Source organism: Noviherbaspirillum malthae (assembly GCF_015352985.1).
GTDB lineage: Bacteria > Pseudomonadota > Gammaproteobacteria > Burkholderiales > Burkholderiaceae_D > Noviherbaspirillum > Noviherbaspirillum malthae.
The window spans coordinates 1-19,458 of the sequence record NZ_JACYXF010000005.1 but is presented as its reverse complement, the minus strand read 5'-3'; the positions used below and the strand labels follow the sequence as shown (position 1 = coordinate 19,458).

13 protein-coding genes and 1 tRNA gene are annotated in these 19,458 nt (G+C 58.9%); 13 read left to right on the top strand and 1 reads right to left on the bottom strand.

All coding sequences use genetic code 11. The features are described 5' to 3' along the window. From IGW03_RS09745 to rpoC, 9 genes are all read left to right on the top strand, one after another. Nucleotides 1-76, top strand: a tRNA-Trp gene (locus tag IGW03_RS09745). A 39-nt stretch (nt 77-115) separates the two neighbouring features. Further along, entirely contained in the window at nt 116-499 is a 384-nt protein-coding gene (gene secE, locus IGW03_RS09740) for a preprotein translocase subunit SecE (RefSeq protein WP_194722365.1), read from the top strand. Continuing rightward, nucleotides 500-1,078: a transcription termination/antitermination protein NusG gene (nusG, locus tag IGW03_RS09735; protein ID WP_194722364.1), complete on the top strand. Its 579-nt coding sequence runs from the start codon at nt 500-502 to the stop codon at nt 1,076-1,078. A gap of 160 nt (nt 1,079-1,238) precedes the next feature. Continuing rightward, a complete protein-coding gene (gene rplK / locus IGW03_RS09730) occupies nt 1,239-1,670 on the top strand; it encodes a 50S ribosomal protein L11 (protein WP_194722363.1) in 432 nt (143 codons plus the stop codon). Continuing rightward, nucleotides 1,670-2,365, top strand: a complete 696-nt coding sequence (rplA, locus tag IGW03_RS09725) for a 50S ribosomal protein L1 (RefSeq protein ID WP_194722362.1) — start codon at nt 1,670-1,672, stop codon at nt 2,363-2,365. The genes rplK and rplA overlap by 1 nt, the downstream gene beginning before the upstream one ends. Nucleotides 2,366-2,661: 296 nt before the next feature. Further along, nucleotides 2,662-3,159 (top strand): 50S ribosomal protein L10, encoded by a 498-nt coding sequence (gene rplJ / locus IGW03_RS09720; protein WP_194722361.1) that lies wholly within the window; start codon nt 2,662-2,664, stop codon nt 3,157-3,159. 68 nt (nt 3,160-3,227) lie between these two features. Further along, the gene (gene rplL / locus IGW03_RS09715) at nt 3,228-3,608 is read left to right on the top strand and encodes a 50S ribosomal protein L7/L12 (protein WP_194722360.1); all 381 of its coding nucleotides are present in this window, start codon (nt 3,228-3,230) and stop codon (nt 3,606-3,608) included. Between the two features lie 411 nt (nt 3,609-4,019). Continuing rightward, on the top strand, nt 4,020-8,126 hold the full coding sequence (rpoB, locus tag IGW03_RS09710) for a DNA-directed RNA polymerase subunit beta (protein ID WP_194722359.1): 4,107 nt from the start codon (nt 4,020-4,022) through the stop codon (nt 8,124-8,126). A 231-nt stretch (nt 8,127-8,357) separates the two neighbouring features. Further along, nucleotides 8,358-12,605 (top strand): DNA-directed RNA polymerase subunit beta', encoded by a 4,248-nt coding sequence (gene rpoC / locus IGW03_RS09705; protein WP_194722358.1) that lies wholly within the window; start codon nt 8,358-8,360, stop codon nt 12,603-12,605. 107 nt (nt 12,606-12,712) lie between these two features. On the opposite strand, the gene IGW03_RS09700 is transcribed toward rpoC, so the two are convergent. After that, entirely contained in the window at nt 12,713-14,506 is a 1,794-nt protein-coding gene (locus tag IGW03_RS09700; protein ID WP_194722357.1) for a phosphoethanolamine transferase, read from the bottom strand. 427 nt (nt 14,507-14,933) lie between these two features. On the opposite strand from IGW03_RS09700, the gene rpsL reads away from it, so the two are divergent. The 4 genes from rpsL (at nt 14,934) to tuf (ending at nt 19,455) form a co-directional block, all read left to right on the top strand. Beyond that, nucleotides 14,934-15,317 carry a 30S ribosomal protein S12 gene (rpsL, locus tag IGW03_RS09695; protein WP_151632679.1) on the top strand — a complete coding sequence of 128 codons (384 nt, stop codon included), beginning with the start codon at nt 14,934-14,936 and terminating at the stop codon, nt 15,315-15,317. A 159-nt stretch (nt 15,318-15,476) separates the two neighbouring features. Continuing rightward, entirely contained in the window at nt 15,477-15,947 is a 471-nt protein-coding gene (gene rpsG, locus IGW03_RS09690) for a 30S ribosomal protein S7 (protein ID WP_119769701.1), read from the top strand. A gap of 125 nt (nt 15,948-16,072) precedes the next feature. Beyond that, entirely contained in the window at nt 16,073-18,175 is a 2,103-nt protein-coding gene (fusA, locus tag IGW03_RS09685; protein ID WP_194722356.1) for an elongation factor G, read from the top strand. 89 nt (nt 18,176-18,264) lie between these two features. After that, on the top strand, nt 18,265-19,455 hold the full coding sequence (gene tuf / locus IGW03_RS09680; RefSeq protein WP_194722355.1) for an elongation factor Tu: 1,191 nt from the start codon (nt 18,265-18,267) through the stop codon (nt 19,453-19,455). Nucleotides 19,456-19,458: the final 3 nt, after the last annotated feature.

Genomic DNA, 19,458 nt, shown 5'->3' with positions numbered 1-19,458 from the left:
AGGGGTATAGCTCAACTGGCAGAGCGTCGGTCTCCAAAACCGAAGGTTGGGGGTTCGATTCCCTCTGCCCCTGCCACCGATATCAAGGTGCAGGGCACCGAAAGAAATCACTAGTATGTCTAACCAACCCGTAGAAACCGTTGGTACATCGAGCGACAAAGCAAAGGTCGCTCTTGCTATTTGTGCCGTCATCGCGGGTATCGTCGGTTTTTATTTTTTATCGGATAAACCCACGGTCGTTCGTGCCGTCGCATTGGTCGCTGGTCTGCTGGTGGCGGTCGGTGTGGCATGGACTTCCCAGCCCGGTCGCGACTTCCTGAATTTTTCCAGGGAATCCGTGCGTGAGGCGAAGAAGGTCGTTTGGCCGACACGCAAGGAAGCTGTGCAGATTACTGCAGTCGTGTTCGGTTTTGTGCTGGTCATGGCGATCTTCCTTTGGGGTACCGATAAGATTCTTGAATTTGTGTTGTACGACCTGATACTGGGCTGGAAAAGATAAATGAGCGAAAACGTACAAGAGAACGCAGTGGCTCAGCCATCGGGTGGCAGCAAGCGCTGGTACGTTGTGCACGCCTATTCCGGCATGGAGAAAAGCGTCCAGCGTGCATTGGTCGAGCGCATCGAACGCGCCGGCATGCAAGATAAATTCGGACAGATTCTTGTCCCGACTGAAGAAGTCATTGAAGTCAAAAACGGTCAGAAGTCCGTGACCGAGCGTCGCTTCTTTCCAGGCTACGTTCTGGTCGAAATGGAAATGACCGACGAAACTTGGCATCTCGTCAAAAACACCAGCAAGGTTACCGGCTTCATTGGTGGAAAATCCAACAAGCCCACCCCGATTCCACCGCACGAAGTTGACAAAATTCTGCACCAGATGCAGGAAGGCGTTGAAAAGCCGCGGCCGAAAGTGCTGTATGAAGTCGGCGAAATGGTCCGCATCAAAGACGGTCCCTTTACAGACTTCAACGGCAACGTGGAAGAGGTCAATTACGAAAAATCGCGGGTTCGCGTCTCCGTCACGATTTTTGGCCGCGCCACTCCAGTCGAGCTGGAATTCGGCCAGGTCGAAAAGGTCTAAAAGCCCCCTCCGAATCAAGATTACAATTTGCGCCCTTGGAGCGTTGCGGGTGGTTTGCCCGCAAAATCCAGTCAGTTGTACCAGCAGTAAAGAGGAGCCCCAGTAGTTCATTGTCAAGTGAACGAGCAGGCGCTATCACTCAATCAATGTAGGAGCCATCATGGCAAAGAAAATTATCGGTTTTATCAAGCTGCAAGTGCCGGCTGGTAAAGCCAATCCGTCTCCCCCGATCGGTCCGGCGCTGGGTCAGCGCGGCCTGAACATCATGGAATTCTGCAAAGCCTTCAACGCGCAAACACAGGGTGTTGAGCCGGGCCTGCCGATTCCCGTCGTGATCACAGCATTTGCCGACAAGTCCTTCACATTCGTGATGAAGACGCCGCCGGCAACGATTCTGATCAAGAAGGCTGCCGGCATTCAAAAGGGTTCTTCCAAGCCGCATACCGACAAGGTCGGCAAGATTACCCGCAAGCAGGCAGAAGAGATTGCAACAACAAAGATGCCGGATCTCACGGCAGCTGACATGGAAGCCGCCGTGCGTACAATCGCCGGTTCCGCTCGTTCCATGGGTATCACGGTGGAGGGTCTGTAATGGCTAAGCTTTCCAAGCGCGCTCAGGCAATCAAGGCAAAAGTTGATCGTACCAAGCAGTACGCATACGACAATGCCATCGCACTGATCAAAGAATGTGCAACTGCCAAGTTTGACGAGTCGATCGACGTCTCCGTGCAACTCGGCGTCGACGCAAAGAAATCCGATCAGGTTGTTCGTGGTTCCGTCGTTCTGCCGGCAGGCACAGGCAAGACCGTTCGTGTCGCCGTGTTTGCTTCCGGCGACAAGGCTGAAGCAGCAAAAGCAGCCGGTGCCGATATCGTCGGCATGGAAGACCTGGCAGACCGTATCAAGGCTGGCGACATGCCCTTCGATATCGTCATCGCATCGCCGGACACCATGCGTATCGTCGGTACACTGGGCCAGATCCTCGGTCCGCGCGGCATGATGCCGAACCCGAAGGTAGGTACAGTGACACCGGACGTCGCGACTGCAGTGAAGAATGCCAAGGCTGGTCAGGTTCAGTACCGTACCGACAAGGCCGGTATCATCCACGCAACGATCGGCCGCAAGTCCTTCAGCGACGCAGACCTGAAATCCAACCTGCTGGCACTGATCGACGCACTGAACAAGGCAAAGCCTGCAACCAGCAAGGGTGTGTACCTGCGCAAGGTCGCCATCTCCTCGACCATGGGCGCAGGCGTCCGTGTCGATCAGACAACGCTGGCTGCCTAAGCAAGAATCAAGTCCTCGTACGCAACAAGTGCGAGGCGAATCTTTGGGCTGGTTCCGTTCCGATGTATTCAAGTCCGGAATCAGATTATCAAAGACCGTTGGGCGGCGTGCATTGCATCTGGATGCACAAAGTTAAAAGCCGGCAGCGCAATCTCCGGCACCCAACGCAGATGGTGACCCGAACAAGTTTTTGTAGTCTCAAACTGGATGCATGCCAGTACTGAACTCCTGAACTTCGGACGCCGTGTTCGAACCGATGTAAGGCATTCGCCGAACATCATTTTTGGAGGTTGATCTTGAGTCTCAATCTGAATGACAAGAAGGCCGTCGTCGCCGAAGTCTCCGCAAAAGTAGCAACTGCGCAGACTATCGTCGTGGCCGAATACCGTGGCATCCAGGTTGGTCACTTGACGCAACTGCGCGCCAAAGCGCGTGCCCAGGGTGTGTACATGCGCGTGTTGAAAAACACGCTCGCACGTCGCGCCGTCGAAGGCACGCCGTTTGAAGGCCTTGCCTCCGAAATGACCGGCCCGTTGATCTACTCGATCTCCGAGGACGCCGTTGCAGCCGCTAAAGTCGTTTTCGACTTTGCGAAAACCAACGACAAGCTGGTTGTTAAGGCAGGCAGTTACGCAGGCAAGTCGCTTGATAAAGCAGGCGTTGCCGCGTTGGCCAGCATTCCGAGCCGTGAAGTCCTCATCGCCCAGCTGCTGGGCGTCATGCAGGCTCCGGTTTCCGGCTTCGCCCGCGCCTTGGCTGCTCTCGCAGCGAAGAAGGAAGCCGAAGGCGCGTAACCGCCTTTTGCACTTCTTGCGTCAGTACCGATTAGATGTAATTACCGAATCAAATTTAGGAGTTTCAAATGGCAATTAGCAAAGACGATATCCTGGAAGCAGTAGGTCAGATGTCCGTGATGGACCTGAACGATCTGGTCAAGGCTTTTGAAGAGAAGTTCGGCGTTTCCGCAGCTGCAATGGCAGTTGCTGGCCCGGCAGCAGGCGGCGGCGGTGCAGCTGCAGCAGCTGAAGAGCAGACCGAGTTCACCGTTGTTCTGGCCGAAGTGGGCGCAAACAAGGTTGGCGTCATTAAGGCAGTCCGTGAAATCACCGGTCTGGGTCTGAAAGAAGCGAAGGATCTCGTTGACGGTGCACCGAAGCCCGTCAAGGAAGGCATCGCCAAGGCAGACGCTGAAGCCGCCAAGAAGAAGCTGGAAGAAGCTGGCGCGAAAGCTGACCTCAAGTAATATCGGCTTGTCAGGGCAACCTGAATATCGCCGGAGCCAAGGCCCGGAACTCTCTCGAAAGGGCGAGTTCGGCCTTGGCTCCTTTGTCGTTTTCGAGTTTTGAAGAGCCAACCCCGGGCTCGATGCGGCAAAGGCAACAAAAGCGGTCTATAAGGACAGCAGGTGTTGCAAGTCGTATCAGGGGAAGAGCAGTCGGGCAAAGGCGGCGTGCAGTTTCGGAAGGCGCCGGTGATGCAAAGGAGTCCAGTCGGCCGGGGACGATATGCGTCTTGCGGCGTATTGGGCAGCAAGCAGTCTAGTTAAGTCAGAAGAAGGGCAGAGACTTGAGGTTTCGCAGGTGGGAGCCATGTAGCATTTCCATCCGCAGCGAATCCTGAATTCTCAATCCTTCCTGTCACTCACGGAGTGTCCATGCACTACTCATTTACTGAGAAGAAGCGCATTCGCAAATCGTTTGCAAAGCGCGCTAACGTTCACAACGTTCCGTTCCTGCTGGCGACTCAGCTCGAGTCCTATACGAGCTTCCTGCAGGCCGATAAAGTTACATCGCAACGTAAGAACGAAGGTCTTCAGTCCGCCTTCACATCAATTTTCCCAATCGTATCGCACAATGGTTTTGCACGGCTAGAGTTTCTCTCGTATGTGTTGGGCGACCCTCCGTTTGACGTAAAAGAGTGCCAACAGCGCGGCCTGACATTCGCGTCCCCGCTGCGTGCAAAGGTCCGCCTTGTCATTCTGGACAAGGAATCTCCGACCAAGCCGGTCGTCAAGGAGATGAAGGAACAGGAAGTGTACATGGGTGAACTGCCGCTCATGACTGCAAACGGCTCCTTTGTGATCAACGGTACTGAGCGTGTGATCGTTTCTCAGCTGCATCGTTCCCCGGGTGTGTTCTTCGAGCATGACCGCGGCAAGACGCACTCGTCCGGAAAACTGCTGTTCTCGGCTCGCATCATTCCTTACCGCGGCTCCTGGCTGGATTTCGAATTCGATCCGAAGGACATCCTGTTCTTCCGCGTCGACCGCCGCCGCAAGATGCCGGTAACGATCCTGCTCAAGGCCATCGGCATGACGCCGGAACAGATCCTGGCGAACTTCTTCGTGTTCGACAATTTCACCGTCCGCTCCGAAGGCGGCGAGATGGAATTCGTCGCCGAGCGCCTGCGCGGTGAAGTTGCCCGTTTCGACATTACGGACAAATCCGGCAAGGTCATCGTCGCCAAGGACAAGCGCATCAACGCCAAGCACGTCCGTGAAATCGACGCGGCCGGCATCAAGCATATCTCCGTGCCGGAAGACTACCTGCTGGGCCGCGTGCTGGCGAAGAACATCGTCGATGCCGACACCGGTGAAGTCATTGCCAACGCCAACGACGAGTTGACGGAAGAAGTGCTCGCGCGCTTGCGCGACGCCGGCGTCACCGACATCCAGACGCTGTACACCAACGACCTGGACCAGGGCGCCTACATCTCGCAGACCCTGCGCATGGACGACACCGCCGACCAGATGGCCGCGCGCGTTGCCATCTACCGCATGATGCGTCCGGGCGAACCGCCGACGGAAGATTCCGTCGAGGCACTGTTCAACGGCCTGTTCTACAGCGAAGAGCGCTACGACCTGTCGGCCGTCGGCCGCATGAAGTTCAACCGCCGCATCGGCCGCGATGAACTGACCGGCGCAATGACGCTGTCGAACGACGACATCCTGGCTGTCATCAAGATCCTGGTCGAGCTGCGCAACGGCCGCGGCGAAGTCGACGATATCGACCACCTCGGTAACCGCCGCGTGCGCTGCGTCGGCGAACTGGCGGAAAACCAGTTCCGCGCCGGCCTGGTCCGTGTCGAGCGCGCCGTCAAGGAACGTCTCGGTCAGGCCGAAGCCGACAACCTGATGCCGCACGACCTGATCAACTCGAAGCCGATCTCGGCAGCGATCCGCGAGTTCTTCGGTTCCTCGCAGCTGTCGCAGTTCATGGACCAGACCAACCCGCTGTCGGAAATCACCCACAAGCGCCGCGTCTCCGCACTCGGCCCGGGCGGTCTGACCCGCGAACGTGCCGGCTTCGAAGTGCGCGACGTGCACCCGACCCACTACGGCCGCGTGTGCCCGATCGAAACACCGGAAGGTCCGAACATTGGTCTGATCAACTCGCTGGCGCTGTATGCCCGCCTGAACGAGTACGGCTTCCTCGAGACGCCATACCGCAAGGTCGAAGCGAGCGGCGTGACCAACCAGATCGATTACCTGTCCGCGATCGAAGAAGGCCGCTACGTGATCGCCCAGGCGAACGCCACGATCAACAACGAAGGCAAGCTGTCCGATGAGCTGGTCTCCGCCCGTCAAGCCGGCGAAACCATTCTTGTGTCGCCCGAGCGCGTCCAGTACATGGACGTGGCGCCTGGCCAGGTCGTCTCGGTTGCGGCATCGCTGATTCCGTTCCTCGAGCACGATGATGCGAACCGTGCGTTGATGGGCGCCAACATGCAGCGTCAGGCGGTTCCCTGCTTGCGCCCGGAAAAGGCGTTCGTCGGTACCGGCATCGAGCGTACCGTTGCGGTCGATTCCGGCACGACAGTGCAGGCGCTGCGCGGCGGCGTGGTGGACTATGTCGACGCGGGCCGTATCGTGATTCGCGTCAACGATGACGAAGCGGCGGCAGGCGAGGTCGGTGTTGATATCTACAACCTGATCAAATACACCCGCTCGAACCAGAACACCAACATCAACCAGCGCCCGATCGTCAAGGTCGGTGACCGCGTGGCCAAGCATGACGTGATCGCCGACGGCGCATCGACCGACCTCGGCGAACTCGCGCTCGGCCAGAACATGCTGGTGGCGTTCATGCCCTGGAACGGCTACAACTTCGAGGATTCGATCCTGATCTCGGAGCGCGTGGTTGCGGACGACCGCTACACTTCGATCCACATCGAAGAGCTGTCCGTCGTAGCCCGCGACACCAAGCTCGGCGCGGAAGAAATCACCCGCGACATCTCGAACCTGGCGGAAAACCAGCTCGCCCGTCTGGACGAGTCGGGCATCGTCTACATCGGCGCTGAAGTCGAAGCCGGCGATACGCTGGTCGGCAAGGTGACGCCGAAGGGCGAAACCCAGCTGACGCCGGAAGAGAAGCTGCTGCGCGCGATCTTCGGCGAGAAGGCATCCGATGTGAAGGACACCTCGCTGCGCGTGCCGTCCGGCATGGTCGGCACCGTCATCGACGTGCAGGTGTTCACTCGTGAAGGCATCCCGCGCGACAAGCGCGCCCAGCAGATCATCGACGATGAACTCAAGCGCTATCGCCTCGACCTGAACGACCAGCTGCGTATCGTGGAAGGCGATGCCTTCCAGCGTCTGGAAAAGATGCTGATCGGCAAAGTCGTCAACGGCGGTCCGAAGAAGCTGGCCAAGGGTGCGCAGATCACCAAGGAGTACCTGGACGATCTGGACAAGTACCACTGGTTCGACATCCGTCCGGCTGAGGACGATCTGGCCGCCGCCCTCGAAGCGATCAAGGAATCGATCGCCGAGAAGCGCCACCAGTTCGACCTCGCGTTCGAGGAAAAGCGCAAGAAACTCACCCAGGGCGATGAACTGCCGCCGGGCGTGCAGAAGATGGTCAAGGTCTACCTCGCCGTCAAGCGTCGCCTGCAGCCCGGCGACAAGATGGCGGGCCGCCACGGCAACAAGGGTGTGGTTTCCCGCATCGTTCCAGTGGAAGACATGCCTTACATGGCCGACGGTACGCCGGCCGACATCGTGCTGAACCCGCTGGGCGTTCCGTCGCGTATGAACGTCGGCCAGGTGCTGGAAGTTCACCTCGGCTGGGCATCGAAGGGCCTGGGCCTGCGTATCGGTGAAATGCTCAAGGCGCAAGCCAAGGCGGCCGAACTGCGCAAGTTCCTGACCACGATCTACAACGAGTCGGGCAAGTCGGAAGACCTGGACAGCTTCAGCGATGACGAGATCCTCGCGCTGGCCGCCAACCTGAAGCACGGCGTGCCGTTCGCGACACCGGTGTTCGACGGCGCGCATGAAGACGAAATCCGCCGCATGCTCGACCTCGCCTATCCGGACGAGATCGCCAAGCAGCTCGGCATGACGCCGTCGAAGAACCAGGTCACGATGTACGACGGCCGTACCGGCGAAGCTTTCGAGCGCACCGTCACCGTCGGCTACATGCACGTGCTCAAGCTGCACCACCTGGTCGACGACAAGATGCACGCGCGTTCGACCGGCCCGTACTCGCTGGTTACCCAGCAGCCGCTGGGCGGCAAGGCGCAGTTCGGCGGCCAGCGTTTCGGTGAGATGGAAGTCTGGGCGCTGGAAGCCTACGGCGCGTCCTACGTGCTGCAGGAAATGCTGACCGTGAAGTCCGACGACGTGACCGGCCGTACCAAGGTGTACGAGAACCTGGTCAAGGGCGACCACGTCATCGACGCCGGCATGCCGGAGTCCTTCAACGTGCTGGTGAAGGAAATCCGCTCCCTCGGTATCGACATCGATCTGGAACGGGACTGATCCGAAAAGGATCATGCAGTAAACCCTGCCGGCGGCGCCGGCAGGTCGCAGGAAGCAACAGCTACGTAACAGCAGCAAGCAGTTTGGGAAGTCGCGTTTGTTCCCGGTATCGGCGGAACTTGTGCCACAAGCGGTGGCAAGGCCCGCCCGCCGATGCGAACAGGGTTGCAGCAAATCACGCTTCCTCGCAATACCGCGAAATGATTTTCACGCCTGACTGGAGTGATACAAATGAAAGCACTGCTCGATCTATTCAAGCAAGTACAGCAAAGCGAACAATTCGACGCGATCAAGATCGGCCTCGCGTCGCCTGAAAAAATCCGTTCCTGGTCCTACGGCGAAGTCAAGAAGCCGGAAACCATCAACTACCGTACCTTCAAGCCCGAGCGCGACGGCCTGTTCTGCGCCAAGATCTTCGGCCCGATCAAGGATTACGAGTGCCTGTGCGGCAAGTACAAGCGCCTGAAGCACCGCGGCGTCATCTGCGAAAAGTGCGGCGTCGAAGTCACGCTGGCCAAGGTGCGCCGCGAGCGCATGGGCCACATCGAACTGGCTTCCCCGACCGCGCACATCTGGTTCCTGAAATCGCTGCCGTCGCGTCTGGGCATGGTGCTCGACATGACGCTGCGCGACATCGAACGCGTTCTCTACTTCGAAGCCTACGTCGTGACCGATCCCGGCATGACCCCGCTGAAGAAGTGCCAGATCATGTCCGAGGACGACTACGCCTCCAAGTACGAAGAGTACGGCGACGACTTCACCGCATTCATGGGCGCCGAGGGCATCCGTGAACTGCTGCGCTCGATCGACATCGACCGCGAAGTCGAGACCCTGCGCCAGGAACTGAAGGATTCCAAGTCCGAAGCCAAGATCAAGAAATACGCGAAGCGCCTGAAAGTGCTCGAGGCATTCCAGCGTTCCGGCATCAAGCCGGACTGGATGATCATGGAAGTGCTGCCCGTGCTGCCGCCGGAACTGCGTCCGCTGGTACCGCTGGACGGCGGCCGCTTTGCGACCTCCGACCTGAACGACCTGTACCGCCGCGTCATCAACCGCAACAACCGTCTGAAGCGCCTGATGGAACTGCGCGCACCGGAAATCATCACCCGCAACGAAAAGCGCATGCTGCAGGAAGCCGTCGACTCCCTGCTGGACAACGGCCGTCGCGGCAAGGCGATGACCGGCGCCAACAAGCGTCCGCTGAAGTCGCTGGCCGAAATGATCAAGGGCAAGGGCGGCCGTTTCCGTCAGAACCTGCTGGGCAAGCGCGTCGACTACTCCGGCCGTTCGGTCATCGTGGTGGGTCCGCAGCTCAAGCTGCACCAGTGCGGCCTGCCGAAGCTGATGGCGCTCGAACTGTTCAAGCCCTTCATCTTCAACAAGCTGGAACTGATGGGTCTCGCAACCACCATCAAGGCTGCGAAGAAGCTGGTCGAAGTGCAGGAACCGGTGGTCTGGGACATCCTGGAAGAAGTCATCCGCGAACATCCGGTCATGCTGAACCGTGCGCCGACGCTGCACCGCCTCGGCATCCAGGCGTTCGAGCCGGTCCTGATCGAAGGCAAGGCGATCCAGCTGCACCCGCTGGTCTGCGCGGCGTTCAACGCCGACTTCGACGGCGACCAGATGGCTGTCCACGTTCCGCTGTCGATCGAAGCACAGATGGAAGCCCGCACCCTGATGCTGGCCTCCAACAACATCCTGTTCCCGTCGAACGGCGAACCGTCGATCGTGCCGTCGCAGGATATCGTGCTGGGCCTGTACTACGCGACCCGCGAAAAGATCAACGGCAAGAACGAAGGCATGATGTTCCCTGACGTGGCCGAAGTCATCCGCGCCTACGACAACAAGGAAGTCGAGCTGACCACACGGATCACCGTGCGCATCACCGAGTATCCGAAGGATGCCGCCACCGGCGAATTCGTGAAGACCGTCAAGCGCTACGAGACCACCGTCGGCCGTGCCATCCTGTCGGAAATCCTGCCGAAGGGCCTGCCCTTCACCGTGCTCAACCGCGCGCTGAAGAAGAAGGAAATCTCGAAGCTGATCAACACCTCGTTCCGCAAGTGCGGCCTGCGTGCGACCGTAGTCTTCGCCGACCAGCTGATGCAGTCCGGCTTCCGTCTCGCGACCCGCGCCGGCATCTCCATCTGCGTGGATGACATGCTGGTGCCGCCGCAGAAGCACACCATCATTGCCCAGGCCGAGCATGAAGTGAAGCAGATCGAGCAGCAGTACGCATCCGGTCTGGTCACCGCAGGCGAGCGCTACAACAAGGTGGTCGACATCTGGGGCAAGGCCGGCGACGAAGTCGGCAAGGCCATGATGGAACAGCTCAAGGTCGAGGAAGTGACCAAGCGCGACGGCAGCAAGGGTACCCAGGAATCGTTCAACGCCATCTACATGATGGCCGACTCCGGCGCCCGCGGTTCCGCAGCGCAGATTCGCCAGCTCGCCGGTATGCGAGGCCTGATGGCCAAGCCGGACGGCTCGATCATCGAGACGCCGATTACCGCGAACTTCCGCGAAGGCCTGAACGTGTTGCAGTACTTCATCTCGACGCACGGTGCACGTAAGGGTCTGGCCGATACCGCGCTGAAGACAGCGAACTCCGGTTACCTGACACGCCGTCTGGTCGACGTCACCCAGGATCTGGTGGTGATCGAAGACGACTGCGGCACGGCCAACGGCGCGTCCATGAAGGCGCTGGTCGAAGGCGGTGAAGTCATCGAAGCGCTGCGCGACCGTATTCTCGGCCGCGTCGCTGCGACCGATGTCGTCAATCCTGAAACTCAGGAAACCGCATACGAAGCCGGCACCTTGCTGGATGAGGATGCAGTGGAAGACATCGAGCGCCTCGGCATTGACGAGGTGAAGGTCCGCACGCCGCTGACCTGCGACACTCGCTATGGCCTGTGCGCCAAGTGCTACGGCCGCGATCTCGGCCGCGGCATGCTGGTCAACTCCGGCGAAGCGGTCGGTGTGGTTGCAGCGCAGTCGATCGGCGAACCGGGTACCCAGCTGACAATGCGTACCTTCCACATCGGTGGTGCGGCATCGCGTGCGGCGGTTGCTTCTTCCGTGGAAGCCAAGTCGAACGGCACGGTCCGCTTCACCGCGACCATGCGTTACGTCACCAACGGCAAGGGCGAGCAGATCGTCATTTCCCGTTCCGGCGAAGTGCTGATCACCGACGACCACGGCCGCGAGCGCGAGCGTCACAAGGTGCCGTACGGCGCGACCCTGCTGGTCAAGGATGGTCTCACCATCAAGGCCGGCACCGCGCTGGCGACATGGGATCCGCTGACTCGTCCGATCATCACCGAATACTCCGGTACGGTGAAGTTCGAGAACGTCGAGGAAGGCGTGACCGTGGCCAAGCAGATCGACGAAGTCACCGGTCTGTCCACGCTCGTCGTCATCGACGCGAAGCGCCGCGGTCCTAGCACCAAGGTGGTTCGTCCGCAGGTCAAGCTGCTCAACGAAAAGGGCGAGGAAGTGAAGATCGCCGGCACCGAGCACGCAGTGACGATCGGCTTCCAGGTCGGCGCGCTGATCACGGTGAAGGACGGTCAGCAGGTTTCCGTCGGTGAAGTTCTGGCGCGTATCCCGACCGAGTCGCAGAAGACCCGTGACATTACCGGCGGTCTGCCGCGCGTGGCTGAACTGTTCGAGGCGCGCTCGCCGAAGGACGCCGGCATGCTGGCGGAAGTCACCGGTACGGTTGCGTTCGGCAAGGAGACCAAGGGCAAGCAGCGCCTGGAAATCACCGACATGGACGGCAACAAGCACGAGTTCCTGATCACCAAGGACAAGCAGGTGCTGGTGCACGACGGCCAGGTGGTGAACAAGGGCGAGATGATCGTGGACGGCCCGGCCGATCCGCAGGACATCCTGCGTCTCCTGGGTATCGAAGCGCTGGCTCGCTATATCGTCGACGAAGTTCAGGACGTGTACCGCTTGCAGGGCGTGAAGATCAACGACAAGCACATTGAAGTGATCGTGCGTCAGATGCTGCGCCGCGTACAGGTGGTCAGCGCCGGCGATACCGGCTACATCCCGGGAGAGCAGGTCGAGCGCTCCGAGCTGCTGGACGAAAACGATCGCGTCATCGCCGAAGGCAAGCTGCCGGCCACGTACGAGAACGTGCTGCTCGGTATCACCAAGGCATCGCTGTCGACCGACTCCTTCATCTCGGCCGCATCCTTCCAGGAAACCACTCGGGTGCTGACCGAAGCCGCGATCATGGGCAAGAAGGACGGCCTGCGCGGTCTGAAGGAAAACGTCATCGTCGGCCGCCTGATCCCCGCCGGTACCGGTCTGGCTTACCACCGTGCCCGCAAGGAAAAGGAAACATGGGAAGCGGAAGAGCGCAGCGCTCTGCTGCAGGCCGAAGAAACAGCCCGCGCAGCGGAAACCGAAGCGACGACCGAAGCGACCATCACGACCGACGGCAATCAGGACAACAACGAAGCCTGATTTAGTCAGCCTTACGGCCCCAATGAAAACGGCACCGGAAACGGTGCCGTTTTTTTTACGCTGACGGAATGCAGCCGCTCCCAAGCCGGCATCGGACTGGCTGCTGCTTACTTTACCTGTGGCAACGGCTTGTCCTTTGCAATGACTTCACGGCAGTCGCCCCGAAAGCTTGCGTTGTCGTAATCGGTCCAGCCATAGCTGTCGACATACCTCTTGTGCCGCTTGAATCGGGAGCTGAAAAAGCTCCATTCCAGTCGCTCTGTCTCGTAGCGTATGTCTGCCATGTCGAGCAGAGAGTGAAAGACGTTTTCCGTGGACAGCTTCGCATGGCGGTTCCGGACCAGTACCTTCACCTTTTCCGCGTGACGCTCGCGATAGGCGTCGGAATACCAGACCAGTGCAGGCACGTGAAATTCATGCTGGTTGTTGTGTCCATGAAAAGCCAGTCTGCAAGTGCCGTCATACAGCGTCTGGCCGTGATCGGCAACATACATCATGCCGGCCACCTGCCCCAGCGCCTTGAGCTCGCCAAGCACCCGGGAAAGAAACCAGTCGGTATAGAGAATGGAGTTGTCATAGCTGTTGTTCAGCCGCGCTTTCATTGCCGGGTCGGTATGAACGGGATTGTCCAGGTCGAACAGCGAAGGCTGCCATTTGTCGAACTCCCGGGGATGGCGATGACTGTAATTCCAATGGCTGCCAAGCGTATGCAGGACGATCAGCTTCTTCGGCGCCGGATCCTGCAACGCGGCAACCAAGGGCTTCAGCAGAACCTCGTCATAACTCGACCGCTGTTTGTAACTGCCGAGATTCTGGAATTGAACGACATCCGCTTCCTTGGCAAACACCGATACCGGGGTGTCGAATTTGCCGAAAGACATCTGGTTGGACACCCACCATGTCTTGTATCCCGCCTCGCGGAACGCGCTGACAAAAGATTTTTCGGAGAAGCCGGCCTTGAGGCTGTCAAGGGCGGGCTTGCGCGACACCAGCACGGGAACCGACAAGCGGGTGGCTGAAACCGAGGTGACCACATCGGAAAGCGAGACAAGGTTGGGCTCCGATCTCAACAGGGGAGTGGTATCGCGAACATATCCGTTCAAGCCCCATCGGTCATAGCGTGATGACTCACCGATGACCAGCACGATCGTGCGGCGCGCATCGCCTTCTCCTCCCTGAACCGCGCCGAACCGGAATGCGCGGTTCGTATCCGCAAGCGCGGCAAGATGATTGCGCTCGCTCCTGAACTCATGTGCCGCAATGGCCAGTCCGAGCGGACGACTACGCCCGAAACGCTCCGCATCAAGGGAAATCGCGAGCCAGCGAGGCAGGGCCGGCAACTCTGCTCCAAGAGCCGACAACCAGTTCCGGTCCGCGGTGCGCAGCGCATCTTTTTTGCCCAGGTCGTATGCCGATTGATACAACATCAGTCCGGCCGCCAGTCCGAACACCGCCAGAAGGACAGTACGGGAGCTATCCGTCCAGTCCAGGCCGTTATATCGGCGGCACAGCTGCCAGCATGCGCACCACCAGGCCGATGTACCAATCAGCACCAGTACGAACAGCCAGCCAAGATGCCCAAGAAACTCGCGCGCCTCGCCGGGAGACGTTTCAGCAAGGATCGCCAGATGATGCGCAGACAGACTCTGGCCATAGTACGCCTGCAAATACAGCTCGGCGGGCAGGGCGAGGAAAGCAGGCAGCAAAAGCAGATGGAAGTAGAGCGGGCGCTTGAACACGGCCCAAAGCGCCATCCAGGCAATCACTTCCGTACCGAGAAGCGGCACCCAATCCGAGATCTCCCTTCCGAACAGCAGAGGGAGGAAAGGCGTTGAGGAGACTAGCAGATAGCTGAACAGAACAAACAGCTCGGCTCTGGAGAGCGGGACGGACTGACGCACGGCAATGTGCTGCGGCAAGGCAACATTCCAGTAAGAAATACCATAGTGTATTCGGAAGTGCCGCCACCGTCGTTGCTGTCTGCCGAGGCGAAACTATTCGGCAACTGCAGATTCTCAATCCTCCCTGCAGCCGGATTCAGTCCGTGACGGTATCGAGGAAAATATCGTGTGCACGCGACTGATTCTCCTGACAATACAAGCACATAGCACGGTTGACTCGATTCGGCAATGGGCATATACTCGCGAGTTCTCGATTTTAAGCTCTTCGGGCTTAAGCGTTCTTTGGTCAAAGTTTCCCGCCTCCGCGACGCTTGTTCCCTTTTCAGTTTCGAATCGACGCGCCTAGCGCAATGGTTTCCCCTCAGCTTCGGGCAATCGATTTCGAAGCTGTATTTATCAACGTTTCATTTTGTTGGATTAAAGACCGATGCCAACCATCAATCAACTTATTCGCAAGCCCCGGACTTCCGGCGCTGTGAAGAGCAAATCGCCGGCGCTGGAAAACAGCCCCCAGAAGCGCGGTGTTTGCACTCGTGTGTACACCACCACTCCGAAAAAGCCGAACTCCGCGCTCCGTAAGGTTGCCAAGGTTCGCCTGACCAACGGTTTCGAAGTCATTTCGTACATCGGCGGTGAAGGCCACAACCTGCAAGAGCACAGCGTCGTGCTGATCCGCGGCGGCCGTGTCAAGGACTTGCCGGGTGTGCGTTACCACATGGTTCGCGGTGCACTGGATACCCAGGGCGTCAAGGATCGTAAGCAGGCACGTTCGAAGTACGGTGCCAAGCGCGCGAAAGCTGCCAAGAAGTAATTGAATCTTCCGCATGGAGGTGTGCCTCCCGGTGCTTCACCGCGCGGAATGTGAGTCGGCCCCGACTGGGTCGAGTAAGTGGATGGTCATGATGGCCACCGCGAGCGAACGGTAAATCACTCAGTGCCGTCGCTCAACTGAAGAGTGAAAGGAATAGAAATGCCACGTCGTCGTGAAGTCCCGAAACGGGAAATTCTGCCGGATCCGAAGTTCGGCAATGTTGAAGTTGCGAAATTCGTCAACGTCCTGATGCTGTCCGGTAAAAAATCGGTCGCCGAAAACATCATCTATGGCGCGTTTGACCATATCAAGCAAAAGTCCGGCAAGGATCCGCTGGAAGTGTTCACCGCAGCACTCAACAACTGCAAGCCGATGGTCGAAGTCAAATCCCGTCGCGTCGGTGGTGCAAACTACCAGGTGCCGGTTGAAGTGCGTCCGGTCCGCCGCATGGCTCTCTCCATGCGCTGGCTGCGCGAAGCTGCCAACAAGCGCAGCGAAAAGTCCATGCCGCAGCGTCTGGGCGGCGAGTTGATGGAGGCTGCGGAAGGCCGCGGCGGTGCGATGAAGAAGCGTGACGAAGTGCACCGCATGGCAGAAGCCAACAAGGCGTTCTCCCACTTCCGTTTCTAATAGCAACAACACAATAGTTGCCTTCGCATCGTTGAAGGCTCTGCAATGTAACTTGGTTAAAACCGGGCGCATCCCTTGAAAAAGTGGCGCTCGGTTTTCTACCATTAAAAGACTTAGGATTGAATATGGCTCGCAAGACCCCTATTGAGCGCTACCGCAATATCGGTATTTCCGCTCACATCGATGCCGGTAAGACAACCACTACCGAACGTATCCTGTACTACACCGGTGTTAACCACAAGATCGGTGAAGTGCATGACGGCGCAGCGACCATGGACTGGATGGAGCAGGAGCAAGAGCGCGGTATCACCATTACCTCCGCTGCAACGACCTGCTTCTGGAAAGGCATGGCCAACAACTTCCCTGAGCACCGCATCAACATCATCGACACCCCGGGCCACGTGGACTTCACCATCGAGGTGGAGCGTTCCATGCGCGTCCTGGACGGCGCCTGCATGGTGTACTGCGCAGTGGGTGGCGTGCAGCCGCAATCCGAAACCGTATGGCGTCAGGCCAACAAGTATGGCGTACCCCGTCTGGCATTCGTCAACAAGATGGACCGTACCGGCGCCAACTTCTTCAAGGTCTATGAGCAGATGCGCGCTCGCCTGAAGGCCAACCCGATCCCGATGCAAGTGCCGATCGGCGCCGAAGAAAACTTCGAAGGCGTGGTCGACCTCGTCAAGATGAAGGCCATCTATTGGGACGACGCTTCCCAGGGCATGAAGTTCGACTACCGCGACATTCCGGCCGAACTGAAGGCGACTTGCGACGAGTGGCGCGAGAAGCTGGTGGAAACCGCTGCCGAAGCCAGCGAAGAACTGATGAACAAGTACCTTGAAGAAGGCGAGCTGTCGGAAGCCGAAATCAAGAAGGCAATCCGTCAGCGCACCATCGCCGGCGAGATCGTCCCGATGATGTGCGGCACAGCGTTCAAGAACAAGGGCGTGCAGGCCATGCTCGACGCCGTGATCGAATACCTGCCGGCACCGACCGACATTCCGCCGGTTGAAGGCACCGACGAGAACGAGCAGCCTGCACTGCGCAAGGCTGACGACAACGAGAAATTCTCGGCGCTCGCGTTCAAGATCATGACTGACCCGTTCGTCGGCCAGCTGATCTTCTTCCGCGTGTATTCCGGCGTCGTGAATTCGGGCGATACCGTCTACAACCCGGTCAAGGGCAAGAAAGAGCGTATCGGCCGTCTGCTGCAGATGCACGCCAATCAGCGCGAGGAAATCAAGGAAGTTCGCGCAGGCGACATCGCCGCTGCGGTCGGTCTGAAGGAAGCTACCACCGGTGAAACCCTGTGCGATCCGGAAGCTGTCATCACGCTCGAGCGCATGGTCTTCCCTGAGCCGGTTATCTCCCAGGCCGTCGAGCCGAAGACAAAGGCCGACCAGGAAAAGATGGGCTTGGCGCTCAACCGTCTGTCCCAGGAAGATCCGTCGTTCCGCGTCAAGACAGACGAAGAATCCGGCCAGACCATCATTTCCGGTATGGGCGAGCTGCACCTGGAGATTATCGTCGACCGTATGCGCCGTGAGTTCAGCGTGGAAGCGACCGTCGGCAAGCCGCAGGTGGCCTATCGCGAAACCATCCGCAAGACATGCGAAGAAATCGAAGGCAAGTTCGTCAAGCAGTCCGGCGGCCGCGGCCAGTACGGTCACGTGGTTCTGAAGATCGAGCCGCAGGAACCGGGCAAGGGCTTCGAATTCGTCGACGCGATCAAGGGCGGCGTGGTTCCTCGCGAATACATCCCTGCAGTTGAAAAGGGTATTCTCGAAACACTGCCCTCCGGCGTGATGGCGGGCTACCCGGTTGTTGACGTCAAGGTTACGCTGTTCTTCGGCTCCTACCACGATGTTGACTCCAACGAAAACGCCTTCCGCATGGCGGCTTCGATGGCATTCAAGGACGGTTGCCGCAAGGCCAGCCCTGTCCTGCTCGAACCGATGATGGCAGTCGAAGTCGAAACACCGGAAGAAAAAATGGGTGACGTGATGGGTGACCTCTCCTCACGCCGCGGCATGATCCAGGGTATGGACGACATTCCGGGCGGCGGCAAGATCGTCCGCGCCGAAGTGCCGCTCTCCGAGATGTTCGGCTATTCCACGACGTTGCGCTCCCTGACTCAGGGCCGTGCAACTTACACGATGGAGTTCAAGCACTATGCCGAAGCACCGAAGAACGTCGCTGACGCGGTGATCACTGCCAAGGGCAAGTAAGACCAGGCTGCATCAAGCCATGACGTTCATGGATTGATGCACCGTATCAAAAACACTTAACAAATCGTTCTTTTTGAAGGAAAAGTAAAATGGCAAAAGGCAAGTTTGAGCGGACGAAGCCGCACGTGAATGTGGGCACGATTGGTCACGTTGACCACGGCAAGACCACGCTGACTGCAGCAATCGCAACCGTGCTGTCGGCCAAGTTCGGCGGCGAAGCGAAGAAATACGACGAAATCGACGCAGCACCCGAAGAAAAGGCACGCGGCATCACCATCAACACCGCTCACGTCGAGTACGAGACGGCTGCCCGTCACTACGCGCACGTTGACTGCCCCGGCCACGCCGACTACGTCAAGAACATGATCACCGGCGCAGCCCAGATGGACGGCGCGATCCTGGTGTGCTCGGCTGCTGACGGCCCGATGCCGCAGACCCGCGAACACATCCTGCTGGCCCGTCAGGTCGGCGTGCCGTACATCATCGTGTTCCTCAACAAGTGCGACATGGTCGACGACGCCGAGCTGCTCGAGCTGGTCGAAATGGAAGTGCGCGAACTGCTCTCGAAGTACGAGTTCCCCGGCGACGATCTGCCGATCGTGCGCGGTTCGGCCAAGCTGGCACTCGAAGGCGACAAGAGCGATCTGGGCGAAGGCGCGATCATGAAGCTGGCCGAAGCGCTGGACACCTACATCCCGACTCCGGAGCGTGCCATCGACGGCGCCTTCCTGATGCCTGTGGAAGACGTATTCTCGATCTCCGGCCGCGGTACTGTCGTGACCGGTCGTGTCGAGCGCGGCATCATCAAGGTTGGCGAGTCGATCGAGATCGTCGGCATCCGCGATACGCAAACCACAACCTGCACCGGCGTGGAAATGTTCCGCAAGCTGCTGGACCAGGGTCAGGCAGGCGACAACGTTGGCGTGCTGCTGCGCGGTACCAAGCGTGAAGAAGTCGAGCGCGGCCAGGTTCTGGCCAAGCCGGGTTCGATCAAGCCGCACAAGCACTTCACCGGCGAGATCTACGTGCTGTCGAAGGATGAGGGTGGCCGTCATACACCGTTCTTCAACAACTACCGTCCGCAGTTCTACTTCCGTACCACGGACGTGACCGGCGCGATCGAGCTGCCGGCGGACAAAGAGATGGTCATGCCTGGCGACAACGTGTCGATCACTGTGAAGCTGATCAACCCGATCGCGATGGAAGAAGGTCTGCGCTTCGCGATCCGCGAAGGCGGCCGTACCGTCGGTGCCGGCGTCGTTGCCAAGATCATCGAGTAATAT